This window comes from Leisingera sp. M658 (assembly GCF_025144145.1).
GTDB lineage: Bacteria > Pseudomonadota > Alphaproteobacteria > Rhodobacterales > Rhodobacteraceae > Leisingera.
Window position 1 is genome coordinate 2,099,249 of the sequence record NZ_CP083546.1, and the last position, 23,312, is coordinate 2,122,560.

27 protein-coding genes are annotated in these 23,312 nt (G+C 62.6%); all 27 read left to right on the plus strand.

The annotated features are described in order from the left end of the window. The first annotated feature begins 44 nt into the window (after nucleotides 1-44). The 27 genes from K3724_RS10455 (at nucleotide 45) to K3724_RS10585 (ending at nucleotide 23,301) form a co-directional block, all read left to right on the plus strand. Entirely contained in the window at nucleotides 45-932 is an 888-nt protein-coding gene (locus K3724_RS10455; RefSeq protein ID WP_259992451.1) for an N-acetylmuramoyl-L-alanine amidase, read from the plus strand. Next, the gene (locus K3724_RS10460; RefSeq protein ID WP_259992453.1) at nucleotides 929-1,459 is read left to right on the plus strand and encodes a hypothetical protein; all 531 of its coding nucleotides are present in this window, start codon (nucleotides 929-931) and stop codon (nucleotides 1,457-1,459) included. The genes K3724_RS10455 and K3724_RS10460 overlap by 4 nt, the downstream gene beginning before the upstream one ends. Next, entirely contained in the window at nucleotides 1,456-1,767 is a 312-nt protein-coding gene (locus K3724_RS10465) for a hypothetical protein (RefSeq protein ID WP_259992454.1), read from the plus strand. The genes K3724_RS10460 and K3724_RS10465 overlap by 4 nt, the downstream gene beginning before the upstream one ends. After that, nucleotides 1,767-2,120, plus strand: coding sequence for a DUF2730 domain-containing protein (locus K3724_RS10470; RefSeq protein ID WP_259992456.1), 354 nt, complete (start codon nucleotides 1,767-1,769; stop codon nucleotides 2,118-2,120). The genes K3724_RS10465 and K3724_RS10470 overlap by 1 nt, the downstream gene beginning before the upstream one ends. Further along, nucleotides 2,117-2,413 (plus strand): hypothetical protein, encoded by a 297-nt coding sequence (locus K3724_RS10475; protein WP_024090495.1) that lies wholly within the window; start codon nucleotides 2,117-2,119, stop codon nucleotides 2,411-2,413. Before K3724_RS10470 ends, K3724_RS10475 begins: the two co-directional genes overlap by 4 nt. A gap of 3 nt (nucleotides 2,414-2,416) precedes the next feature. Then, entirely contained in the window at nucleotides 2,417-2,989 is a 573-nt protein-coding gene (locus tag K3724_RS10480) for a DUF3486 family protein (RefSeq protein ID WP_259992458.1), read from the plus strand. Nucleotides 2,990-3,011: 22 nt separating this feature from the next. Continuing rightward, a complete protein-coding gene (locus tag K3724_RS10485; protein ID WP_259992459.1) occupies nucleotides 3,012-4,724 on the plus strand; it encodes a terminase large subunit domain-containing protein in 1,713 nt (570 codons plus the stop codon). Further along, nucleotides 4,724-4,912 carry a hypothetical protein gene (locus K3724_RS10490; RefSeq protein ID WP_259992460.1) on the plus strand — a complete coding sequence of 63 codons (189 nt, stop codon included), beginning with the start codon at nucleotides 4,724-4,726 and terminating at the stop codon, nucleotides 4,910-4,912. Before K3724_RS10485 ends, K3724_RS10490 begins: the two co-directional genes overlap by 1 nt. Further along, nucleotides 4,912-6,555: a DUF935 domain-containing protein gene (locus K3724_RS10495; RefSeq protein WP_259992461.1), complete on the plus strand. Its 1,644-nt coding sequence runs from the start codon at nucleotides 4,912-4,914 to the stop codon at nucleotides 6,553-6,555. The genes K3724_RS10490 and K3724_RS10495 overlap by 1 nt, the downstream gene beginning before the upstream one ends. Beyond that, nucleotides 6,539-7,798, plus strand: coding sequence for a phage minor head protein (locus tag K3724_RS10500; RefSeq protein ID WP_409201410.1), 1,260 nt, complete (start codon nucleotides 6,539-6,541; stop codon nucleotides 7,796-7,798). Before K3724_RS10495 ends, K3724_RS10500 begins: the two co-directional genes overlap by 17 nt. Nucleotides 7,799-7,870: 72 nt before the next feature. Then, entirely contained in the window at nucleotides 7,871-8,362 is a 492-nt protein-coding gene (locus K3724_RS10505; RefSeq protein WP_259992463.1) for a phage virion morphogenesis protein, read from the plus strand. Between the two features lie 116 nt (nucleotides 8,363-8,478). Then, nucleotides 8,479-9,561, plus strand: a complete 1,083-nt coding sequence (locus K3724_RS10510) for a phage protease (RefSeq protein ID WP_259992464.1) — start codon at nucleotides 8,479-8,481, stop codon at nucleotides 9,559-9,561. Beyond that, a complete protein-coding gene (locus tag K3724_RS10515; RefSeq protein WP_259992465.1) occupies nucleotides 9,558-9,989 on the plus strand; it encodes a hypothetical protein in 432 nt (143 codons plus the stop codon). The genes K3724_RS10510 and K3724_RS10515 overlap by 4 nt, the downstream gene beginning before the upstream one ends. Nucleotides 9,990-9,999: 10 nt before the next feature. After that, a complete protein-coding gene (locus K3724_RS10520) occupies nucleotides 10,000-10,890 on the plus strand; it encodes a Mu-like prophage major head subunit gpT family protein (RefSeq protein WP_259992466.1) in 891 nt (296 codons plus the stop codon). Between the two features lie 12 nt (nucleotides 10,891-10,902). Beyond that, the gene (locus K3724_RS10525; RefSeq protein WP_259992467.1) at nucleotides 10,903-11,367 is read left to right on the plus strand and encodes a hypothetical protein; all 465 of its coding nucleotides are present in this window, start codon (nucleotides 10,903-10,905) and stop codon (nucleotides 11,365-11,367) included. A gap of 65 nt (nucleotides 11,368-11,432) precedes the next feature. Beyond that, complete coding sequence (locus K3724_RS10530; RefSeq protein WP_259992468.1) at nucleotides 11,433-11,861, plus strand: gp436 family protein; 429 nt, start codon at nucleotides 11,433-11,435, stop codon at nucleotides 11,859-11,861. Further along, nucleotides 11,861-12,289 carry a hypothetical protein gene (locus K3724_RS10535; RefSeq protein ID WP_259992469.1) on the plus strand — a complete coding sequence of 143 codons (429 nt, stop codon included), beginning with the start codon at nucleotides 11,861-11,863 and terminating at the stop codon, nucleotides 12,287-12,289. Before K3724_RS10530 ends, K3724_RS10535 begins: the two co-directional genes overlap by 1 nt. Beyond that, entirely contained in the window at nucleotides 12,286-12,426 is a 141-nt protein-coding gene (locus K3724_RS10540; protein ID WP_024090508.1) for a hypothetical protein, read from the plus strand. The genes K3724_RS10535 and K3724_RS10540 overlap by 4 nt, the downstream gene beginning before the upstream one ends. Further along, a complete protein-coding gene (locus K3724_RS10545) occupies nucleotides 12,427-13,362 on the plus strand; it encodes a phage tail tube protein (RefSeq protein ID WP_259992470.1) in 936 nt (311 codons plus the stop codon). A gap of 20 nt (nucleotides 13,363-13,382) precedes the next feature. Further along, entirely contained in the window at nucleotides 13,383-13,712 is a 330-nt protein-coding gene (locus tag K3724_RS10550) for a hypothetical protein (protein WP_259992471.1), read from the plus strand. 20 nt (nucleotides 13,713-13,732) lie between these two features. Then, complete coding sequence (locus K3724_RS10555) at nucleotides 13,733-14,074, plus strand: DUF1799 domain-containing protein (protein ID WP_259992473.1); 342 nt, start codon at nucleotides 13,733-13,735, stop codon at nucleotides 14,072-14,074. Between the two features lie 32 nt (nucleotides 14,075-14,106). Continuing rightward, nucleotides 14,107-16,485, plus strand: a complete 2,379-nt coding sequence (locus tag K3724_RS10560) for a phage tail length tape measure family protein (protein WP_259992475.1) — start codon at nucleotides 14,107-14,109, stop codon at nucleotides 16,483-16,485. Then, nucleotides 16,485-17,138 carry a hypothetical protein gene (locus K3724_RS10565; RefSeq protein ID WP_259992477.1) on the plus strand — a complete coding sequence of 218 codons (654 nt, stop codon included), beginning with the start codon at nucleotides 16,485-16,487 and terminating at the stop codon, nucleotides 17,136-17,138. The genes K3724_RS10560 and K3724_RS10565 overlap by 1 nt, the downstream gene beginning before the upstream one ends. A 2-nt stretch (nucleotides 17,139-17,140) precedes the next feature. Then, a complete protein-coding gene (locus tag K3724_RS10570; protein WP_259992479.1) occupies nucleotides 17,141-17,734 on the plus strand; it encodes a hypothetical protein in 594 nt (197 codons plus the stop codon). After that, nucleotides 17,710-18,138, plus strand: coding sequence for a DUF6950 family protein (locus tag K3724_RS10575; RefSeq protein WP_259992481.1), 429 nt, complete (start codon nucleotides 17,710-17,712; stop codon nucleotides 18,136-18,138). The genes K3724_RS10570 and K3724_RS10575 overlap by 25 nt, the downstream gene beginning before the upstream one ends. Beyond that, nucleotides 18,135-22,235 carry a DUF1983 domain-containing protein gene (locus K3724_RS10580; RefSeq protein ID WP_259992483.1) on the plus strand — a complete coding sequence of 1,367 codons (4,101 nt, stop codon included), beginning with the start codon at nucleotides 18,135-18,137 and terminating at the stop codon, nucleotides 22,233-22,235. Before K3724_RS10575 ends, K3724_RS10580 begins: the two co-directional genes overlap by 4 nt. Before the next feature lie 13 nt (nucleotides 22,236-22,248). Next, nucleotides 22,249-23,301: a pyocin knob domain-containing protein gene (locus tag K3724_RS10585; protein ID WP_259992484.1), complete on the plus strand. Its 1,053-nt coding sequence runs from the start codon at nucleotides 22,249-22,251 to the stop codon at nucleotides 23,299-23,301. Nucleotides 23,302-23,312: the final 11 nt, after the last annotated feature.

A 23,312-nucleotide genomic window follows, 5' to 3' on the forward strand; every position in this document is an offset into this window, starting at 1 on the left:
CGTCAATTTGAACCCCATTGAAATGGGGTTTTAAGGGGCCGGAAATGGGCATCCAATACGGCAAAGTCACTGGGGTAGATTTCAAGGAAGCGCGCTGGATTGGCCGCGAGATTGTACCCAGCCTGGTCCTTCTTCACGACACCGCCAGCCGGATCGAAAAGGGCAACGCCGCCCGCTACCTGCAGAGTAACGACGCCAAGGTGTCGGTCCAGTTTGTGATCGAGCGTGACGGGCACATCGAGCAGCAGGTCCCGGTCAACCGGAAAGCCAGCCACGCCGGAAAATCAGAGTATCATGGCCGCGAATGGTGCAATGGGTTCTCCATCGGCATCGAGCTGGTGAACCCCGGCCGCATGACGCGGGCATCGGAGCAATCCGCCCGCACCTGGTTCGGCCAGAAATTCAGCATTCTGGAATACGGCATTGAAGAAGCCGAAACGCCTCAGCACGGGCACGGCCTGTGGATGCCCTACACCGAGGCTCAAATCACAGCGCTGGTGGGCCTGCTGCAGACGCTGTTTTCGTCCATTCCGTCACTCGAAGACATTACCACGCATTGGTACGTCTCCCCCGGCCGCAAGGTGGACACCAACCCGCTTTTCCCGCTGGAGCATATCCGGTCGCTTATCCTTGGCCGTGCCGATCCGGCCGAGGCGGAACTGGGCGATGCGGAAACTCCCGCCGCCGCAGATGACTTTGTGATCATCAGCACACCCGGCGACACGCTCAATATGCGCCGCTGGCCCAGCTTCAATCCCAACGTGATCGCGCAGATCCCCGATGAAACCCGCGTGCCGGTTATCGCCTCTGTGACCGTCGCCGGGCGCGACTGGCTGAAGGTCTTCTATGGCGGTGCCGAGGGGTGGATTGTCGAAAGCTACGCCGATCCCGTCACCATTTCCAAACCCGGCTTCAAGGGGGCTGAGACATGAAGAACAAGGACAAGATCATCCGGTTTCTGGGCACTGTTGCGCCGACCGTCGCGGCGGCCCTTGGCGGGCCGATGGCCGGTGTGGCTGTTGATGCCCTGGCCACGCAATTCATGGGCCGCCAGGGCGCCTCCTCTGACGAGGTGGAACAGGCCATCTTAGGCGCGTCTGCCGCCGACCTGGCCAAACTGAAACAGGTGGACGCCGAATTTGCTGCCCAGCTTCAGGCCGCCGGCATCGAGCTGGAACGCATCGCCGCCGATGACCGCGCCAGCGCCCGCGCCCGCCAGGTCCAGACCAAGGACCGCACACCCGGCATTCTGGCTGCGGTGGTGATTGTCGGGTTCTTTGCCGTTCTGGCTTATGTGACCCTGAACGGTTTGCCCGTGGACAGCGGCCCAGTCCTGGCGCTGCTGATCGGCTCTCTGGCCACCGGGCTTAGCCAGGTGCTGAACTTCTATTTCGGCTCGTCGGTCGGGTCCAAGAACAAGGACGCGGTGATTGCCGGTATGAAAGGCGGTGCCGCGTGATCCGGGTTCTCGCCCTCACCGCCGCCACCGCCCTGGTACTGGCTGTCCGGCCTGATGCAGCCGCCGCGCAGTGTTTCAACCGCTACGACGAACTGGCTGCCATTCTGTTCGAGCATCACGGCGAAGCCCCGGCGGCTGAAATGCTCGCCAAGAACGGCAACGCCATCCATCTGTTCGTTTCTCCGGAAACCGGCACCTGGACGATATCGGCCACCGCGCCCGGCGGCGCGGCCTGCGTCCTTGGGCACGGCAGTGCGTTTCAGGCGATTGGCGCGGCTGCACCGGAACCGGCGGGGGAGCTGCACTGATGGAGTTCGACCCCACATTCACGTTCTCCAACCTCCTTACAACCGGCTCCTATGCCGTTGCGCTGGGGTGCGTGATCTATACTTGGTTTGCCACCCGCCGTTCAAACGTGGATGCCCGGTTTAAAATCGGCTCCGACCGCATGAATGACTTGGATAAGCGTATCCAAGCCGCAGAGCAAAAGCTCAGCACCATGCCCGAAAAAGACGACATTCATTCGCTTCAGCTCCTGCTGACCGAAATGGGCGGCGAACTGAAGGCAGTGCGGACGTCCATTCGGGCCATTGCGGAAAGCCAGACCCGGCTCGAACACATCTCATCGCGTCACGAAGATTACCTGCGGGAAAAAACATGAGCTACAACGACTTCAACCGCAAGCACCGCCGCCTGGCCATTCTGCGCCACCTGGAGGCCTGCACGGATTACACTTCCAACGCCTCAATCCTGACCGACGTTCTGGACCATGTGGGCGTGACCTCGACCCGGTCCCAAGTCATTACCGAACTGCAGTGGCTGAAGGAAAACGGCTTCATCACCACACAGGAGAACGGTGATTTTGTCGTCGCTACTGCCACCCTATCAGGGGCAGAGATCGCAACCGGTCGCTCCACCCACCCGGAAGTTCAGCGCCCCAGCCCGAAGGCTTAAGCGATGCCCCGCCCCCGTAAAATCAACATGGCCCCGGCTGAAGTGCGCGACTGGCTTAAGGAGGCGCTGAGGGACAGCGGCTGGAGCGGCTATGAGCGGATCACCGAAGATTTGAATGCCAAGCTGCAGGAAGAAGGCATAGAGCTGCAAATTGGCAAGTCAGCAGTTCATGAGTACGGCCAGGAATACCGCGAATTCGTCAAGTACCAGGAACAGGCCAGCCAATGGGCTGAAAGCTGGATGACGGATAACGGCCTGGAAGAAGAAGCCCAGCGGCACAACGTACTGTTTCAGATGCTGACCACGCTGGCGTTCAAGTTCATGCAGCAGGAAATGGGCAAGGAAAACGGCGAGATCGACCCGCGCGAGCTGCATTTCATCGGCAAGATGATGAAAGACGTAATGGCCAGCTCCGGCATCCGGGAAAAGCTGATGGATGATGAGCGCGGCCGCATTGCCCTGAAGGCCAAAGAAGAGGCCGCCGGCGATATGGCGAAAGCCGCAACCCAGCTCGGTATGACGGCTGAAACCGTCGAGGCGATCCGGGAGCAGATCCTGTTCGGGGGCAAGCGATGATTGCGCTTGGCGGTGCCTGCCCGTGAGCACCGAAACCGGACAAATCACCGATGAAGAATGGGAAAAGCTGCGCGCTGACAGTGCGCAGTCCTTTCCTGATATCATCGACACCAGCCAGGGCCTTCCGGCTGTGCTGCTGCCGTACCAGACCAAGCTCCTGCAGACGACGGCCATTTATCAGTTCACGGTCTGCGAGAAATCCCGCCGTATCGGGATGACCTGGGGCGTGGGCGCGGACGCCGTCTTAACCTCCGGCGCGTCTAAGCCAGCGGGCGGTATGGACACGCTCTACATCGGCTTCAATCTGGATATGGCGCGCGAGTTTATCGACACCTGCGCCATGTGGGCCAAGGCCTTCATGCCCGCCGCCACGGCAGTGCAGGATTTCCTGTTCAAGGATCAGAAAGAGGGCGAAGAAGACCGGCACATCAGCGCCTTCCGCATCCGCTTTGCCAGCGGCTTTGAAATCGTCGCGCTGACCAGCAAGCCGCGTTCGCTGCGCGGACGCCAGGGCTATGTGATCTTTGACGAGGCGGCTTTCCACGACGAGCTGGACGAAATGCTGAAGGCGGCAAACGCCCTCCTGATGTGGGGCGGCAAGGTCCTGGTCATTTCCACCCACGACGGGGACAGCAACCCGTTCAATGTTTTGGTGCGTCAGGTCAATTCCGGCGAGCGCGGCGACATTGCCAAGGTGGTGCGCGTCACCTTCAACGAGGCGGTGGACGCCGGGCTATATGAACGGATTGCCCTGGTCACGGGCAAGCCTGACACGCCGGAAGAAAAGCAGAAGTGGATAGACAGCATCCACGCCGTTTATGGCGATGACGCCGACGAAGAGCTGCACTGCATCCCGAAATCCGGTTCCGGCGCCTGGCTGGCCGCACCGCTGATTGAAGCCCGCATGACGGCTGACGCGCCGGTGCTGCGCCTGGAACTGCCGGACAACTACCTGCACCTGACGCCGCAGCACCAGTCCGAATACATGCGGCCGTTCATGCGCGAGTTGGACCGGGTTCTGAGCGGGCTTGACATGACGCCGCACTATGCGGCCGGGTTTGACTTTGCCAGGGTGGCGGATCTTTCGGTCCTGCCGCTTTTGATGCTCGAGCAGAACCTGCGCCGCCGTGAAGCTATGTCGCTGGAAATGCGCAATGTGCCAGGCAATGAGCAAAAGGCGATTGTCGGGGACGTTCTGGACGCTGTCTTATCCCGCCTCCTGGGGGCTGCCTTCGACGCCACCGGCATGGGTTGGACTGTGGCAGAAGACATGGGCCGCCGGTTCGGCCTCCGGGAAAGCGAAGAGACGCCCGGTCTGATCTGGGCAATCAAGTTCAGCCTGGAATGGTACCGGGTGAATATGCCGCCCCTTAAAACCGCCTTTGAAGACGACATGATTTCAATCGGTGCGGATGCGGATCATCTGACCGACCTGCGCGCCGTGAAGGAGATCCGTGGCATCCCCAAGGTGCCCGATGTCCGCGACAAGGAGCTGGCCAAAGGGAAGAAGGGCGTCAAGCGGCGCCACGGCGACTATGCCATCGGCCTGGCACTGGCGCATTTCGCGTCCCGGATGCGGTTCGTTGAGTTCGGCTACCGGTCCGCGGCGGCCCCGCAGAACACCACCGCACCATCCAGAACAGGCGCCGAGCGCCTGGCACGGAACAGAGCGGCAGATAATCCGAAAAACACGTGGAGCGGCCCGCTGGGCGCCCGGATCAAAGGGGGGTTTTGATGGCCCGGACAAAGAAAGAGCGCAAGCGGCTTAAAGCGCATCGTGCGCAGCAGCAGATAAAGGAGTTGCGGAAGGAACGGGTGAAAATGGCCGTGGTGCAGGCCGCAGCCTTCGCCGGTCAGGATCTTTCGACCCCGCGGCCGGGTTTCTTCAATTGGCTGTGGAGCAAACTCCGGGGGCGCGGCTGATGGCAAAATCTCCTGTGCTTGATCCCTATGGCCGTCCGGTTGACCGCAAGGCTCTGACCGAAGAAATCGCCGCCGCTTCTTTCGGCAGCGTGCGGTCCCCTGTGTCCGGATATCCCGGCGACGGGCTGGACCCGGTGCGGCTTGCCAATATCCTACGGGCTGCCGACCAGGGCGACCCGGTTCGCTACCTGGAACTGGCCGAAACCATTGAAGAGCGGGATCTGCATTATTTGGGTGTGGTCGGCACCCGCAAGCGGGCCGTCAGCCAGTTGCCTGCCACCGTGACAACGCGCGGGACAACAGCAGCAGAGAAGAAACACGCTGATGCCTTCCGTGACTGGCTGACCCGTGACGAGCTGCAGGGCGAGCTGTTTGATATTCTGGATGCTGTCGGCAAGGGTTATTCCTTTACCGAAATCATCTGGGAACATGCGGACGGAATGACTGTGCCGCAACGGCTGGAATGGCGGGACCCGCGCTGGTTCCGGTTCCAGCGCAAGGACCTGCGTACCCCGGTGATGCTGAATGAAGGCGGCCAGGAAGAACCCCTGCCCGCCTATAAGTTCATCTTTGCCCCGATCAAGGCCAAGTCCGGCCTCCCGGTGCGCGGCGGCCTGGCCCGGCCCGCTGCCTGGGCCTGGATGTTCAAGGCCTTCACCCAGCGGGACTGGGCGATTTTCACGCAAACCTATGGCCAGCCTATCCGGGTCGGGAAATACGGCCCCGGCACCTCTGAAGAGGAAAAGGACACGCTTTATCACGCGGTGGTCAATATCGCCGGGGATTGCGCCGCCATCATGCCGGACAGCATGATGATGGAATTTATTGAGGCGCAGAACATCAGCGGCTCTGTGGACCTTTACGAGCGGCGCGCCGACTGGCTGGACAAACAGACCTCAAAGGCGGTCCTGGGGCAGACCTCTACCACCGACGCGGTTACTGGCGGGCTTGGCTCCGGCAAAGAGCACCGGCAGGTTCAGGAAGATATTGAAACCGCCGACGCCGGTCTGCTGGCCGGTGTTCTCAACCAGATGCTGGTACGCCCGTTTGTTGATCTGAATTTCGGGCCGCAAAAGCGTTATCCCCAGTTGAAACTTGCCCGTCCTGAAGCCGAAGACCTGAAGGCCTGGACAGATGCAGCAACGCCCTGGGTCGAGGTGGGCCTTCAGGTTTCCGAAAAAGAAGTCCTGGCCAAGCTCGGGCTTTCCGCCCCCAAGAGCGGAGAGCGCATTCTGGGCAAACCGCCGGAAACTCCGCCTCAGCCGGGATTGCAACCGGGCGCAGGCAGCGGGAATACCCCTGAGAGCATTTTTAAAGGGGGGTTTAATACCCGGAACGGGAATTCAGGGGGCGATACCGCCCTGCAGGCCGAACAGCCCTCTACGGGCGATTTTTCGGGGGTGTCGCCAATTCCGGATCTGACCGCCCGCCTGGAGCTGGAGGCAGGCCCGGCGGTGGACGGGATGCTGGATCAGATTGAAGCCATGTTCGGGGCCGCGTCCAGCTTTGAGGAGTTCCGGGAAATCCTGCTGAACGCCTATTCCGATCTGGACGCGTCCGGGCTGACCGTTTCCCTGACCGATGCCATCACGGCGGCGGCGGCTGGCGGGCGGGCTGCTGCAGAGGATGAAGCCGGTGACTGATGCGCTGGCCGCCACTTTCCGCCGGCCATTCAAAGAGCAGGCCGCGGCCTTCCGGCTGCGGCTGGGGGATTTGGTTCCCACGGCGGCCTGGGATGACCTTGCAGGGGCGGCCCACGACCGATCCTTTGCCGTAGCCGGAGCCGCAAAGGCCGACTTGCTGGCAGATCTGGCCGCCGCTGTGGACAGGGCGATTGTGGAAGGCACCGGCTTTGAGGCGTTCAAAGACGATTTCAGGGCCATTGTACTCCGCCGCGGCTGGACCGGCTGGACCGGTGAAAGCAGCGAAAAAGGCCGGAACTGGCGGATGCGGACCATCTACCGCACCAATATGCGCACCAGCTATATGGCCGGACGCTGGGCGCAGCTCCGCGACGGCAATTTCCCCTTTCTTGTCTACCGGCACGGCGGATCTGCAGAACCGCGCCTGCAGCACCTGTCCTGGGACGGGCTTATCCTTCCCTCAAGCCACGGCTTCTGGCTGATTGCCTTCCCGCAGAACGGCTTTGGCTGCAGTTGCAATGTCTTTGGCGCCCGCTCAATTGCCGGGGCGGTCCGGCGCGGCGGCAAGCCCGGTGTAAAGCTCCGGGACGGCTGGGATGCCCCCATGGCCGAAACCGGGGCGCCCGCTGGTATAGATGAAGGCTGGGGCCAGGCGCCCGGCGCGTCTGTTGCCGACCTGGTGCAGGCCATGGCCAAGAAGACGGTAAACTGGCCCTACTCTATTGCCCGTGCGTATCTGGATGATTTCCCGGCAGTCCAGCAGGATGCACTGTCCAGCGCCTACCGCAATCTGCCGTCGCTGATGACCGACCTGCGCCGCTATGCCAAAGCTGTGCAGGAGGGCCGCGCGGTTCAACCGGTCCGGACCATGGGCCGCCTTACCCAGGCGCACCGGCAGCGGGTGAATGACCTGCTGGGCAGCGATCTGGAGAACTATCATTTCACGCTGGACGCACCTGCAGTGCGCCACATCCTTTCGGGACACGGCGCCGCCTCTGAAGCCCTGCGCGGCCAGATCCCGATCAGTGCGGAAACTTACGCGCTTCTGCCCCGCATTCTGAACCAGCCTGACGTCATCGAGGCGGCGGGCGAGACACGGGCCGGATTGCCAGTGGTCCGGTTTTCCCGCCGGATTGGCGGCGTCACATACACAGTGGCCATGGAGATCCGCGGCAAGAAGCGCCGGATGCTGGCAGTTCAATCCATGTGGGGAAGAAGAGCTTCCGATGGGTCCCCGGCCTGAACGCCCGAACACGGTTCCAGGTTATGAGCCTGGCGGCCTGATGCCCCCAACGAAAGCAGGTAGAATATAGCCATGACCGGACTTGTTTACAACACGGACACCCTGGACCCGATGCTGGAAGCGCTTCGGGATGCGCTGGATGACCCATCCGAGGCAATGGCGGACCTGGGCGAATACCTGATCAACTCCACCCAGGACCGGATGCTGAAGGGCGAAAACCCCGACGGCAGCCCTTTTGCCCCCCGCTCCCAAACGACAATCGACCGATACGCCAAACTGGGCCTCTCTTATGGCGCGCCGTTGAATCAATCAGGCGACATGCGGAACAGCCTCTTTTATGAGGCCAGCAAGGACGGGCTGGAATACGGCTCCAATGCCATCCAGGCCGCTGTCATGCAGTTTGGGGCTGCCAAAGGCGCCTTTGGCACCGCTTCAAACGGGTCTTCAATCCCTTGGGGCGGCATCCCTGCCCGCGAGTTCATCGGCCTTTCCGATGAGGACCAGGACAACATGGTGCTTGAGCTGGAAGAGTGGCTGGAAACGGCGGCAAACAGCCGGGGTTGACCTGGCACACCTGCCCCGCCAACCTGTCCCGAACCGCCCCCCGAACACATCCGTCCCATTGACCCGCACATAGGTGCGGGTATTTCGGCGCGCGCCCGCCTGCGACATTCGCTGGCATGGGAAACACGCATCAGACCACCATTTTAGCGCTTCAATCTGAACTCCCCAGCACAGCGGCTGCCGGGGCGCCAGATTGGGTGCATTTACTGCCCACCACGTCCGGCCTGGTGCAAACCAATGACCGCCGGGGGCCGTACAATGTAACCGACGCAGAGAAGATCATCGCCGCCAGCTTTGCCGGGACGGACAAGCTGGTGATTGACGAAAACCATGCCACTGACCTGGCCGCGCCGAAGGGGCTGCCTGCCCCGGCCCGCGGCTGGATCACCGAAATGCAAGCCCGCGAAGACGGTATCTGGGGCCGGGTTGAATGGACCGGCACTGGCCGCGCGCTTCTTGAGGACCGGGCCTTTTCTGGCCTGTCCCCGGTTGTGGGCCTGCCTGCGCCCGGCAGCCGCGAAATCGTGGCGATCCGCCGCGCGTCCCTGGTCAACCAGCCGAACCTGCTTGGGCTGACCGCTCTTAATCAACAGGAGAATGAAACCATGACGTTTCAGGAAACCCTCGCCAAGCTGCTGGGCCTTGCGTCCGATGCCAGCGAGGATGACATCACCAAAGCACTGAAGGCGCTGAAACCCGGCGAAAGCACCGCGCTTCAGTCCCAGATGGGCGAAATCGGCGTTGCTCTGGGCTGTGTTCAGGGGGCTGCCGCCGCCGACATTCTGGCCGCCGCCAAGGGCGCGGGCGCGGATGAAGGCAAGGATGCGCAGATCGTTGCTCTGCAATCCAGCATTTCAGCGTTGGAAGGGACAGTGGCCGTCTTGTCCGAAACGGTCACAACTGCCCAGGCCGCGACCCAAAAAACAGCGTCGGAACTGGTCATTGACCAGGCCATCCGCGAAATGCGTGTCGGGGTGCAGCCGAGCCGCGATGAATACATCGCCATGCATCAGGAAAACCCGGAGCGCACCGAGAAACTGATTGCCGGTCTCCCGAAACTGGATGCCACCGCAACCACCATCCTGCCGCCGGACACCAAAGACGGCGTGGTTTCCTTGCAGGCCGAAGAGGCAAACGTGGCCACTCTGCTGGGTTTGTCCCCGGAAGAGTTTCAAGGTGAAGGGGAGGCAAGCAAATGACCGCCTTGACCGATAACCGCAACACTCCGCAATCCCTGGGCGGCAACCGGGTCGGCAAGGCCGTTGGCGGCGTGCTGATCTTTGCCGGGGCGATTGTCATGCGCAATGCCGCCGGTCTGCTGACCAAAGGCCAAACGGCCAACGGGCTGGTCGCTGTCGGCCGGGCGGATGACCAGGTGGACAACCGTCTGGGCGCTGATGGCGATCTGGATGTGCCGTTCAATGCGGGCCTGTTCCGCTACGCCAATTCAGCCGGTGCTGATGAAATCACCGCCGCCGATATCGGCAGCCTCGCCTTTGTGGCGGATGACCAGACCGTCGCGAAAACAGACGGCGGCGGCACCCGGTCCCGTGCGGGCTTTATCGACAACGTGGACGCCCAGGGCGTCTGGGTCCGCTTCGACGAAGCGCTGACCAACGCAGGTTAAGGAACCCATCATGCTTATTACCACCGCAACGCTGAACGCGCTTCGCAAAGGCTTTAAAGCTCATTTTCAGGGCGGCGTCGGCCAGGAGAAAACGCTTTATCAGCGTATCGCAACCACCGTTCTGTCCACCGCTGGCGAAGAAACCTATGGCTGGCTCGGCGAAATGCCCGAGGTGCGCGAATGGATTGGCGACCGCCACGTCCATGGCCTGAAAGAACACGACTACGCCATCAAGAACAAAGACTTCGAACTGACGATCGGCGTCCAGCGGAACAAGATCAAAGACGACACCATCGGCGTGTACAAACCTGTCTTTGAAGGCTTTGGCCGCAAGGTCGCTGCGCATCCTGACAAGCTGGTGTTTGGCCTGCTGAAAGATGGCGCCAATCAGAAATGCTACGACGGGCAAAGCTTCTTCGACACCGATCACCCGGTTCTGGACGCTGAAGGCAACACCTATACGGTTTCCAACGACGGCGGCGGCGCTGGCACCCCCTGGTATCTGCTTTGCACCAGCGAAGTCATCAAGCCGATCATCTACCAGGAACGCGAAGCCTTTGACTTCGTGGCGCTGGACAACCCCACCGACGCGAATGTCTTCAAGAACAAGGAATTCCTGTACGGGACGGACGGGCGCTGCAATGTGGGCTTTGGCTTCTGGCAGACCGCCTTTGTCTCCCGGCAACCCCTGACGGCTGCCAACTATGAGGCCGCACGGGTCGCGGTGCAGTCCATGAAGGCGGACTACGGCGAGCCGCTGAACCTTTCTCCGGACGTGCTGATGGTTCCGCCCGCGCTGGAAGGCGCCGCCAACCGCCTGATGAAAAATGACCAGATCGACGGCTCGGACAACGAGTGGAAAGGCACCGCTGAGGTGCTGATGGTCTCCCGGCTGGCCTAAGGAGCAAATCCCATGAATGAACGTGAACAACTGTTTGCCCGTGCGAAAGAACTGGGCCTCTCCCCCGCGCCGAACACCGGCGATGACAAGCTGAAGGCCAAGATTGCCGAAGCTGAAGCCGAGGCGCAGGCAAAAGCCAAGGCTGAAGCAGAGGTCAAGGCAAGGGCCGAAGCGGAGGCGAAAGCCAAGGCGAAAGCCAAGGCGAAGGCAGAAGCGGAGGCCAATGCCGCCCCGGCCAGTGAAACCAGTAGTGCTTTGGCCGCCAGTCTTCAGACCCTTTCCGCAAAGGCGGTCCCCCCAGTGATCCAGGATGCGCAGAAGGAAAGCCTGGTTGTCGTCAAAGGCCCGGAACAAGGCCGCTGGCGCATCGGCAAGAAATTCACCCGCGAAGCGGTTGAAATCCCCCTCGCTGACCTGAGCGAGGAAGAACTGGCAGCGCTGGAAGCAGATCCGGAACTGATCGTTTCCTTTCGCTAAGCCACCCGGCAGCGCCTTACCGGCGCTGCCATCCCTTCCCCTTCTCCTGATCATTTGAGGGCACCATGGCCTACACCACTCTGGGCAAGCTGGCGAAACGGTACGGCGACAGCCTGCTGATTGAGCTGACAGACCGCGCAGACGAACCGACCGGCCAGATTGACGACACCGTGGTTGTCGGCGCCATCGAAGGCGCTGATGCGCTGATCGACGGCCATCTGCAGGGCCGCTACGTTCTGCCGCTGGCCGTGACCCCGCCGCTCATCGAGGAGCTGGCGGAAGCCATCGTTATCTACAAGCTGCACACCTACTCGCCCGAAGGCAAAATCAAGGACGAGTACAAGGACGCCAAAGAAACCCTGGACAAGATTTCCAGCGGCAGGATCCGCCTGCCCGTTGCCGGTGTTGAACCCGCCACCCAGCCCGGCAACGGCGTGCGCGTCACCGACCGGGAACGCCCGCTGACCGCCAAGAACCTGAAAGGGTTCATCTGATGCTGGATGCGATTGTCAGCCGCTTGAACGCCCAGGTGCCGGAGCTGTCCAACCGGGCAAAGCCAGTGGCTGACCTGGTCGAAATGATCCGGAGCAACCGCCTGCCGCAGAATGCCACCGCGACGGTCTCCCCCGCGGGCCTGAAAGGCGGCAAAGCCGAGGCGGGCACCGGGGTTTTCACCCAGCCGCTGGGCCGGGGCTATTCCGTGCTTCTGATCGTTCCCAGTCAATCCAAAACGGCCACCAAGGCTGTGGACGAAGTAGACCCGCTGATCATGAGCGTGGCCTCTGCCCTGGCGGGCTGGGCGCCTGAGGCTGGCCCCGGCGTGTTTCAGGTGGACCGCGGCCGCCTGCTGTCCATCACCGGGGGCCGCCTTCTCTATGAGCTGGTCTTTTCCATCAACACCGAACTGAGGGTCACATCATGAGCAAGCCCCCCCTGCCCCAATCCGGCGGCAGCTTTACCCGCCAGCCTGACGGCAAGCTGAAGCAGGTTGAAAAGCCCGCTGCAGATCCAAAGCCGAAGGCTCCGGCCAAACCCGCCCGCAAGGAAAAGGAGGCATAAATGGCCGCCCCGATCTACTGGCGCGACAAGCGCATCCTGTTCAAGCTGGAAAGCACCTACGGCGACGACGCCACCCCGACCGGCGGGGCCAATGCCATCCGAGGCTCTGATGTGACCTTCAAGCCGATGGAGGGCCAGGACCAGGACCGCGACCTGGAACAGCCCGGCATGAGTGCCAACGGCACCATCCCGACGGATATTCACGCCAAGCTGGCCTTGACTGTGGACCTCAGCGCGTCCGGCGTGGCGGGCACGCCCCCGGCCTGGGGGCCGCTGCTGCGTGCCTGCGCCGTTGCCGAAACCATCACCCCCGGCACCTCCGTTGAATACACCCCTATCGTGGACGGCCAGGAATCAGGAACCGTGCATATCAGCATCGGCGGCACCCGCTATGCCATGCTCGGCACCCGCGGCACTGCGGAGTTCATGCTTGATGCCCAAGCTACACCGAAAATCAAGTTCGACCTCACCGGGCTGTTCACGCAGCCCGCCGACACCGCCCCGCCCGCCGTGGATCTGGCGTCCTGGACCGAGCCGCTGCTGGTCAGCCACAACAACACCCCGGTGTTCACCATCGGCGGCACCAGCCTGGTCATGAAGACAGCCAAGCTGGCCCTGGGCAACAAGGTTGAACCGCGTTTCCTGGTCGGCTCCGAGCGGGTGCTGATCACCGATAAATCCGAGCTGTTTGAAACCACCGTGGAAGCCCAGCCGCTGGCCGGTTTCAATCCGTTCCAGATGGCCATGAACATGGTCCAGCCCGCCGTGGTTCTGACCCACGGCACCGAAGCCGGGAAGATCGCCACCCTCAACCTGCCCACCGCTCAGATGCAGCGGCCGGGGCTTTCGCAGTCGCAGGGCATCAAGGAATGGCCCCTGCGCCTGGTGCCCCGCGCCGCCGCCCTGAATAGCCAGTGGTCGCTGACCCTCACCTGATCCCAAAGGAGCAAACCCCAGTGTTCAATATCATCGAGCGCCCCACCTTTACCCGCACCGTGAAAGTCCGTGTTCCCAAAGATAACGGCGTCGACGAGCAGGACTTCAAAGCCACTTTCAACGCTATGGACGACGACGCATTCAACGGTCTCGGCATGATGGATATTGAAGGCACCAAAGAGTTCCTGCGCCAGGCTGTCGTGTCGCTGGATGACCTGACCGGGGCCGATGGCAAGCCCATTCCTTACAGCGAAGAAATCCGCGAGGCCGTTTTCAAGCTGGCTTATGCGCGGGTCGCGCTGATGGGGGCATTTCACAACGGAATGATGGGCGCTCTGCCGGGAAACTGATCTGGGCCGGGCGGGCGTGGGTGCAGGGCAAATTGTTCAGCAGCTCGCCCGCCCGGTGCGAGGAAGACGAAGACGCCGAAACCCTGGGCATTCCGAAAGAGCTGATGGCCGCAGGGCGGCCGGGCCGGACAGATCCGGAGGGCGTCTGGCGGCAAAACACGGTGGCGGTGGAAGCCTTTCTGGACGCCGCAACCCAGTTGAACCGGATCGCCCTGGCAGACGGCCGCAGCCGCATCACCGGATTGAACTACCCCGGCGCCCAGGCCGCCTGGGCATTCAGCGGCACCGAAATGACCCCGGACCTCTTTGCCAAGGTCCAGATGATTGAAAGCGGCGTTCTGGCCGAAAGCAGCGGAAACTGATCATGCCCTTCGTCCTCTCCGGAAAAGTCTTGATGGATGCCTCCCAGGGCATCCAGGAGCTGCAGGAGCTGAAGGGGGCAAAAGACGCTGCCGGGAAATCCGCCAAAGTCCTCAGCTTTGAGGAAGCCAAGGCCGCGCGGGAAATCAAACAGCTCGGCACCGCATCCGGCGCGGCCGCAATCCGAACACAAGCCCTCAGCGCAGCGGAAACTTCTGTTGCCAGAGACGCTGTCACTGTCGGCGCCAGCCACCAGCTTGCAGCGGGTCAGGTCGGCAACCTCACCGCCCAGTTCAACGATATTGGCGTCATGCTGGCTGCGGGCCAGAACCCGCTTCAGCTCGCCATTCAGCAAGGCACCCAAATCACCCAGGTGTTCGGCAACTCCGGGGCGGCGAATGCGGCAAACATGATGCGCCAGGCATTGGTGCGCATGATCAGCCCACTGAACCTGATCACCATCGGCGGCATTGCTGCGGGCGCAGCGATGATCCAGTGGATGACCGGTTCTGCCGAGGCCGCCGAAACTCTGGAAGACCGGATCGAAGCGGCCGGGGACGCCATCGAGGCGTTCAGTGACAAGTCGCAGAAGACCCGTCTCAGCGTTGCTGAAATGGTCGAGGAATTCGGCTCGGCCTCCCCCGAACTGCGCCTGGTGCTGGCAGATATGGCGGCCCTGGCTAAGCTCGACGCGCAAAAGGCAATTGACGCCACCGCCGAGAGTGTCCGCAACCTGGTTCTTGAAACCTCGTTTTTTGATGAACGCAATTCCCGTGGACTGGCCCGTGATTTCCTTGGCCTGAGTTCGATGCTGTCCACGCACCGGGAATTGAGCGACGTCTTTGCCCGCAATCTGGAACTGCTGGACAGCAGCGAAGACCCTGCCAAGCGGCTGGCCGCCGCGCTGGATGTGCGGGAAATGCTGCTGGAGGCTGCTGGCGGTCTGGACGGGCTGAACGCCAGCCAGCGGGAATTCTATGAAGGCCTGGCGGCTGTCATCCGCGATCTGGAAGTCTTCGCCGGTCGCGTCCAGGCGCCCTGGCAGGAGCTTCAGGCCACCGGCAGCGAGCTATGGCAGAACCTGCAGAATTCGGCCAAGGGTTATCTGGACGAGCGTCTGAAGATCGAGACCGCCGCCCGCAACACAATTGCCCAGCTTCAGACCGAAGAGGCTTTGCAGGAGGCCATCGCAACGCATGGCGACGGCAGCTTGCAGGCCGCGGAACTGCGCCTTCAGGCAGAGCGGCGCGCCTATCAGCAGCAGGTTGACGCGCAGGAGATTTCCGAGGAGCTGAAGGACGAGCTGATGGCGGCCTGGGATGCTGCCAACGGGGTGGCCGATGCCGATATGGCGGGCAATATCACCCTGGCCGCGGATGAAGCCCACCGCCTGAAAACCAATCTGCTGGAAGCCCAGGGCAACGAGATCATGGGCCGCATCCGCGCGAACCCGGATTTCAACGACCCGCGCGGCGAAGGCGCAGGCGCCGGAAACCCGGATTACATCTACCGCGACCAGGGCCTGCCGGACGTGGATCTGCCTTCGAACCCGCGGAAAAAGCGGGGCGGCGGTGCCGGTCAGCATGACTCTGAGCGAAAGGCCATTGAACGGCTGATCGCGCGGGAGCGGGAGCGGCTGGATATCCTGAAAGAAACCGACCCGGTTATGCAGGAAATGATCCGGCACCGGGACGTTTTGAAGGACGCCACCGACGCGGAACGCAAGGCGGTTGAAGCCATCATCCGCAAACGGCTGGAAGAAGAAAAGGCACTGGAGCAAACCAAAGAGGCCGGTGAATGGCTGAAGGCAACTGGCCAGGATCTGGGCGATGCGCTGACGTCCAGCGGCGACGCGGCCGCAGACGCCTGGGACCGCGTGAAAGAAGCAATCATCCGCGCGGCCGCTGAGGCCGTGTTCTTTGGCAACGGGCCTCTTGCCGAGCTTTTCAACATCGGCAGCGGCCTGTTTGGCGGCGGTGAAAGCACCGGCAGCGACGGCGGGAATATCATCCTGAATGCCTTGGGTTTCGCAGACGGCACTGTTGGCATGGTTTACGGCGATGGCGGCAACCGGGATGACAAAGTGCGGGCACGGCTGTCTGCTGGTGAAAGCGTCATCACCGCCAAGGCCACCCGCCGCTACCGCCCGATCCTGCAGGCGATGAATGACGGCGTGGAAATCCCCGGTTTTGCAAGCGGAATTGTTCCCGGCGCCGCCGCCAGTGCGCCCCCGTCGGCGGCGGCCGGGCAAACCCGCCCGACCATGACGGTCCGCCTTCTGCCCTCACCGATGTTCGAGGCGGTGGTGGAAGAACGCGCCTCGGAAATCAGCGTGGAAGTGGTCCGGGACTATGACCAAGGCCCCGCCCGCTCGACCGTGAAAGACACTCTTGAAGATCCATACAAGGTTTGATGATGGCACTGGCCTGGCCCCTCCCCCTCAGCGAGTTTTTTGACACATTGCCCATCGCCCGGATCACCTCCCGGCCGGGTGCCGCCAATACCACGTCGGAAACCCATGGCGGCGACGTGATCAAGCACCGGCTCGGCAGCCGCCTGTGGGGCGGGCGCATTGTCCTGGACAAGGACCACCACAGCGCCATTGCCGCCATCGAGGCGCGCCTGTCGCTGCTGGACGAACCCGGCGCATCCTTTCTGCTGTGGGACACCCGCCAGCCGCACCCGGCGGCCGACCCGGAAAAATTCATCCTTGGCGGCTCCGCACCCGTCATCGAGGCGCTGAACCCGAACAACCGCGAGCTGGATATTTCCGGCCTGCCTGCGGGCTACATCCTCAGCCGCGGCGACCTTCTGGGCTTCACCTACGGCGCCAATCCAACCCGCTACGCCTACCACCGCATTGCGACCGGCGCGGTGGCCTCTGGTGCCGGTGTTGCCGCAGACATTGAAGTCACCCCGTTCATCCGGCCGGGCGCTGCCCTTGGCGCCGCCGTCACGCTGGGCAACCCGGTTCTGAAGGCCACCCTCACCACCGCCCAGTACGGCGAGGGCCGTTCGGCTGTGACCGAAGGCGGCTCGTTCAACTGGCTGCAGACGCTGAGGTAACCATGAGCTATTCCGCACAGGCACAGCAGCAGCTCGCAGAACGCCGCGGCACCGACGCCCGCGTCCTTCTGTGGTTTCAGGCCAGGAACCGCACCACCGGCGCCCCGGAAACCCTGGGGTTCTGGACCGGCGATGATCATCAGGAATTCCTGATCGACGGCGAGATCCGCACCTACTACGGCGCGGGTGCCGTGATCGATGTGCCCCCGATCATTGCCGCGCCGGGGTTCCAGGTGCGGCAGTACCGGGTCAAGCTGCCGCCGATGCTGGACGAGGTGAAGCAGCTCCTGCAGCAGTATGACCCCCGCCACGCTGAAGTGCAGATCCATTCCGCTGTCTTCGACCTGGACACCGGCAACCTGATGCCCCCCGTTAAACGCATGTTTAAGGGCGTTTTAAACGAGGCGCCGGAGGAGCTGGGCGGCAAGGGCAGACCCAGTTTTACCCAGCTTGTCCTGGTGTCGCCCGCCCGCAAGCTGACCCAGGGCCTGCCCCTGAAACGCTCAAACTCTGAACTGCAGCGCCGCAACGCAGATGACCGGGGCCGCGAATACAGCGATGTGGCCGGTGAATGGCCCGTGCCATGGGGAACCTGATGCAGAACCGGGCGGAACTCCTGCTGGATTACCTAAGCGGCATCCGGGCTGCCAAGCGCGTGCTGAAGCCGTCGCAATTCGACTGCGCATTCTTTGCGGCAGGCTGGGTGAAGGCCTGCACGGGCGTTGATCCGGCCAGCGCCTGGCGCGGGAAATACCGCAGCCTTGATGAAGGCCGCGCCAAGCTGAAGGGCGCCGGCTACCGGGATCTGGACGACTTGGCCGCGGCCCATTTGGCGGAAATCGACGGCTGGGGCAGTTCCCGGCCGGGCGACATTGCCGCAATCAGCGAGGGCGGCCACACGGCGCTGGGGATCATCGGCGGTCCGCAAATCCATGTTCTGGGCCTCAAAGGGCTGGACTACCTGCACCTTGACCGGGCGGAACGGGTGTTCCGGCCATGAAGCTGCTGTCTTATGCCCTGCTGTTCCTGCTGGCGCTGAGCCAGCCCGCCGAGGCCGCCTCGGTCGGGGCTGTCCTGGTGGCACTTGGCACCGCCTTCAAGGCCTATGTTGCCGCCAATGCAATCGCTGCCTTTGCGCTGCGGACGCTGGTTTCCACCGGCATTTCGCTGCTGCTGAAGAAGTTCCAGCAGCGCAAGCAGCGCCGCCCCGGCATTCAGACCTCGGCGACCACGACCGGCGGGACAGATCCGCAAGGTTCTGTTGTTGGCCGCTTCGCCACGGCAGGCCATCTGGTCTATCAGAACAGCCATGGCGACAACCGCGTTTATCTGACCCATGTGATTGAGCTGGGCGACCTCCCCGGCGCCAGCCTGCGCCGCCTGATCATCGACGGCGAATACTCGGAGATCGGCACCGACTGGGACCCGAACGTCGGCTACCAGATCCTGAACAAAGTTGCGGATGACGGCTGGGGATACGGCTGGATCCGGTTTTATGACGGCAGCCAACTGGCGGCAGATCCGCGCCTGGTCGAACTCTATGGCGAAGACCCCGACCGGCCCTGGACCGAAGACCACATCCTGACCGGCCTTAACTATACGGTTCTGACCTTTTACCGCAGCGACAAGCAATATCCGAACGGCAGGCCGCAGGTCCGCTTTGAGCTGAACGGGCCGGGCTTTTATGATGTGCGCCAGGACAGCACCGCCGGGGGCAGCGGGCCTCAGCGCTGGGATGATCAATCGACCTGGCAGCCCACCGAAAACCTGATGGTCATGGCCTATACCGTCATGCGCGGCATTACCCTGCCCTGCGGTTCTGTCTGGGGCGGCGGCTTTCCGGCCGGGGACATGCCTTACACCGAATGGGCGGCCGCATTGGACGCCTGCGACCTGGGCGTGGGCAGCAACAACCGGCCGCAGTTCCGCGGCGGCATGGAGATCCGCTTTGAAGAACCGCCGGCCGATTTCCTTGAGGAGATCTTTGCCGCCGCAAATGCCGAGATTGTCGAGCTGGGCGGCTATTGGTATCCGCTGGTGGGATCGGTCGATACCTACGCGGCCGACCTGACCGAAGACGATCTGCTGGTCTCTGAAGGCTGGAAGCACGATCCCTTCCCCGGCCTGGAAAAAGCCTTCAACGCCGTCACAATCACCCATCCGTCCCCCAATGCGCTTTGGAACCCGTCCGCGCCGGTCACGCTGACCCGGCCGGAATGGGAAGCGGAAGACGGCGGCGAGCGTGTCTTCGATCTGAAGCTGCCGATGGTGTTCAACACCCCGCAAGCGCGCCAGATCGGCAATGCGCTGCTGAAGGAAAACCGCCGCTTCCGTACCCACCGGCTGCCGCTGCCGCCGGAGTATTCCAACCTGCGGCCTCTGCTGAAGACCCGTTTCACTTCTGGCTGGTACGGCTACAGCGGCAAGACCTTCACCATCACCGAGATGGCCTTTGACCTGCTGAAGCTGAATGTCTCTGTCAGCCTGCGGGAATGGGACCACAGTGATTTTGATCCGGACCTGGCCCTGGAAACCCCGGACCTGCCGCAGGTCACCGCGCCCATCGTCACCCAGGACGCCGGGGTGCCGGGCTTTGGCGTCTCCGGCATTGAGATCAAGGACGCAAACGGCGTTGTCCGCGGCGTGGGCATCCGGGCCGTCTGGACCCCTTCCCTTGCCTTCACAGCCGATGGCGTTTCTTTCCAGGTCCGGGTCAAGGACGGCGACGACGAGCGCTTCAGCGCCAGCACCTCCGATCTGGAGCTGGGCACCTTCCGCCTGGAGCCGATGCAGGGCGGCACCGAATACGAGACCCGCGGCAAGGCCATCTCAAAGACCAGGGACACCAAGTGGACCGCCTGGCTGCCGGTCACCACGCCCGCGTTCAAGCTGCAGCCGGACATGCTGGCCGAGGAGACCTGGCAGGCAATCACCGATGATGCCACTGCCGCCGCCGCCGCGCTGGATGACCAGCTTGTCCTGGACAAGATCGCGCCGCTGGAAGGCGCGGTGCAGCGGGATCTGGTAATCCGCGACGTGCAGAGCTTCCATGCCGCTGAAGCGCTGGGGGTGATTGGCGGCAAGGTGCTGTGGGCGCTGACCAAGCTGTCTGAAATCGACGGGCGGATGGCGGACGCCGGGATCTATCAGGACCCGGACACCGGCACGGTGCGGATCTATGGCGTGGTAGCGGAAGCGGAACGGATCAGCGAGGCGGAAATCCGGCTGTCCGCTGCTGAAGCCTCTATCACACTGTCGGCCACGCAAGCCTGGGTCAATCAGCAGATATCCAATGCGGTACTGGACCCGAGCCAGATCCCCGTCGTGGGCGACCTGCAGGTGCGGGTCAATCAGGTTGAGGCGGATCTGGACGCGGCGGAGGCGGCAATCGCCCTCAAGGCCACGCAAACCGAAGTGGACGGGATGGACGCCCGCCTGAGCTCGGCGGAAGTGGATATCGACGCTGCGCAAGAGGCCATCACCCTGAAGGTGGATCAGGCGGATTTTGACGCCGCCGAAAGCCGCCTGTCCTCGGCAGAGGTGCAGATCAGCACCCTGGACGGCCCGGCGATCACCCAGTCGGTGAGCGACGTGCGGACCCTGCATGATCAGATGGTGCTGCAGGATGTTGCCACCCTGGAGCAATTGCTGCTGGCTTATGAACAGCGCGAAGCCCTGAAAACCCAGATTGCCTATGCCACACAGGATATCCGGGCGCGGGTGGATGATGACCGCAGCGCAACAGCGGCCATCACTGCAAGCCTTGGTGTGGCGATTGAAAACAGCGTGGCGCTGATTGAATCGGAAAAACTGGTACGCGCCAACGGCGATGCGGCACTGGCCAGCAGCATTGATGCTTTGGAGGTCCGTCTGGATGGCGACATCGCTGCCCAGGCCTCCGCTTCCAGCGCGCTGACAACCCGTGTCAGCACCGCAGAAGGTGCGATCACCAGCCACAGTCAAAGCCTGATCAGCCTTGAAGCCCGCCTGGACGTCGCGGAAGGGGGTATTTCCGGCCAGGCCACGGCGCAATCGCAACTGGATGCGCGGGTCACAAGTGCAGAGGGCGTGATCACCAGCCACGGCCAGAGCCTCATCAGCCTGGACAGCCGTCTGGATGATGCCGAGGGCAATGCTGCCGGACAGGCCACAGCCCTCAGCCAGTTGGACACCCGTGTGACTGGTGCCGAAGGGAATGTGTCCAGCCAGGCCACGGCGATCACGCAATTGCAATCCGATGTTGGCGACAACAGCACCAGCATACAGCAGACCATGCAGACTGTGGACGGGGTGATGGGGGAGTACACCCTGCGCATCGACAATAACGGCCATGTGGCGGGCATGGTGGTGCGGTCTGAACTCGACGAGGACGACGCGCCGATTGCGCGGATTGCGTTTCAGGCTGACATGTTCGCAATTGTCTCGCCGGACGGGTCAAACGAAACTGTGCCGTTCACGCTCTACACTCAGGAACGCACGATCAATGGCCGTGTGTATCCGGCGGGTGCCTACATGGAAAATGCCTTCCTTGGGGCGGCATCCATCGGGCGCGCTGAAATCGCGGATGTGATCAAGAGCGACGATTACGCACAGGATGCCAACGGCATTCCGACCGCCGGAATAAAGATCAACTTTGACACCGGGCGGATCAAGGCGGCGGGGGTGGTTCTGTCCCGGCCCATGGTCCTGGCGCAGGGATCGTTCACGGTATCGGGGGCGGTTGGCAATGGCGCCCGCTGGGCCTTTGTGAATACCGGCATCCGGGTCGGCAAACTGGACGTCTGGCAGGCGCAGCGGTTTGCCCTGGCCGCTGCCGCATCGGTCACCACCACCGGCACCGCACCGGGCGGCATGGACCCCAACAACACATTCTGGACGCTCAATACATCGATCCAGCCCGGCGCGCGCTGGAATGGTTTCGGCGGCGCCAACCCCGATCCGGCAGCGTCTTGGAGCAAGGACCCTTCCGCCCTGGTGAACCCGCATTGGGCCAGCGGCAGCGATCAGCGGGTGTTCCTGGCAATCGATCTGGAGGCCCAGGGCGGCGTCTATTTCAACAACCCGAAAATCGAATGGACAGTGTTCCAGGTAACATAAGGAGAGCAGCCCTATGGCATGGCCAAAGGCAGGAACAGTCAGCGTTGTGAACGGCAGCGCAATCGTCACCGGCACCGGCACCAGCTTCTTTGGCAGCGCGCAGGCGGGATGGGGCTTTGTCGGCCCGGACGGGCGGGTTTATGAGGTGCTGGCGGTCAGCAGCGGCACGCTCCTGACAATCACCCCTGTGTACCAGGGCGCAACGGCGGCCGGGCAGATCTATGCGCTGTTCCCCACTATGTCGCTGGCGCATGATGTGGTGGCCAGCGTGCAGGCGCTGACCGGCACGTTTCAAGCCGTTGCGGACGGCCCCGGACAGGGCAAGTTCAGCACCGATGTGGTCAAGCTGGGTGATGAAGACACCGGCCTGGGCTGGCCATCCAGCAATGAGGTGGCGCTGAAAGCCGGGGGCGATTGGCAGCTCCGCCTCAAGGAAGGTGCTGCCAGCGGTGCGGCGGTGCAGTCCAGCGCGACGGATGCCACAGCAGACAAGCTGCTACTGACAAACGCCTTCGGTTGGGGCGATAAGGGCGCTCCGGTTCCGAATGACAACATTGATGACATCGCTACATCCGGATCCTACTTTCTGACCTCCGCGGTGTTGGGAAATTCCACCCTGCCAGCAGGCGAGGCGTTTTCTTCCGGCTCCTGCCTCCTTCAGTTCCAGTACAACGCCGACAACGCGGCGCAAATCCTGATCGCGCATTCCAGCGGCAAGATGTTCACGCGGATCAAGGACGGCGGAACTTGGCTCGATTGGATCAGCCTAATCCCCAAGCGTGGCAGCGGCCCCACTGGCGAGTGGGTGCGCTTCGCTGATGGGACGCAAATCTGCACTAAAGCCATCACTGCGGACAGTGGCGCTGACTCTGTTTGGGACTTCCCGGCAGCTTTCTCTACGACGACAAATCTTACCGTTCATGTCACTGCCCGGTCCTCTGCAAATGCCATCATTGGTGGCGCACGGGCGCCGTCTGCCTTGGCCGTTTCCTGGAACGCGCACGACACTGCGGGCGGGCGAACTGCAACGCCTTGCAGCCTCAGGGCCGAAGGCCGCTGGTATTAAAGGAGATCATC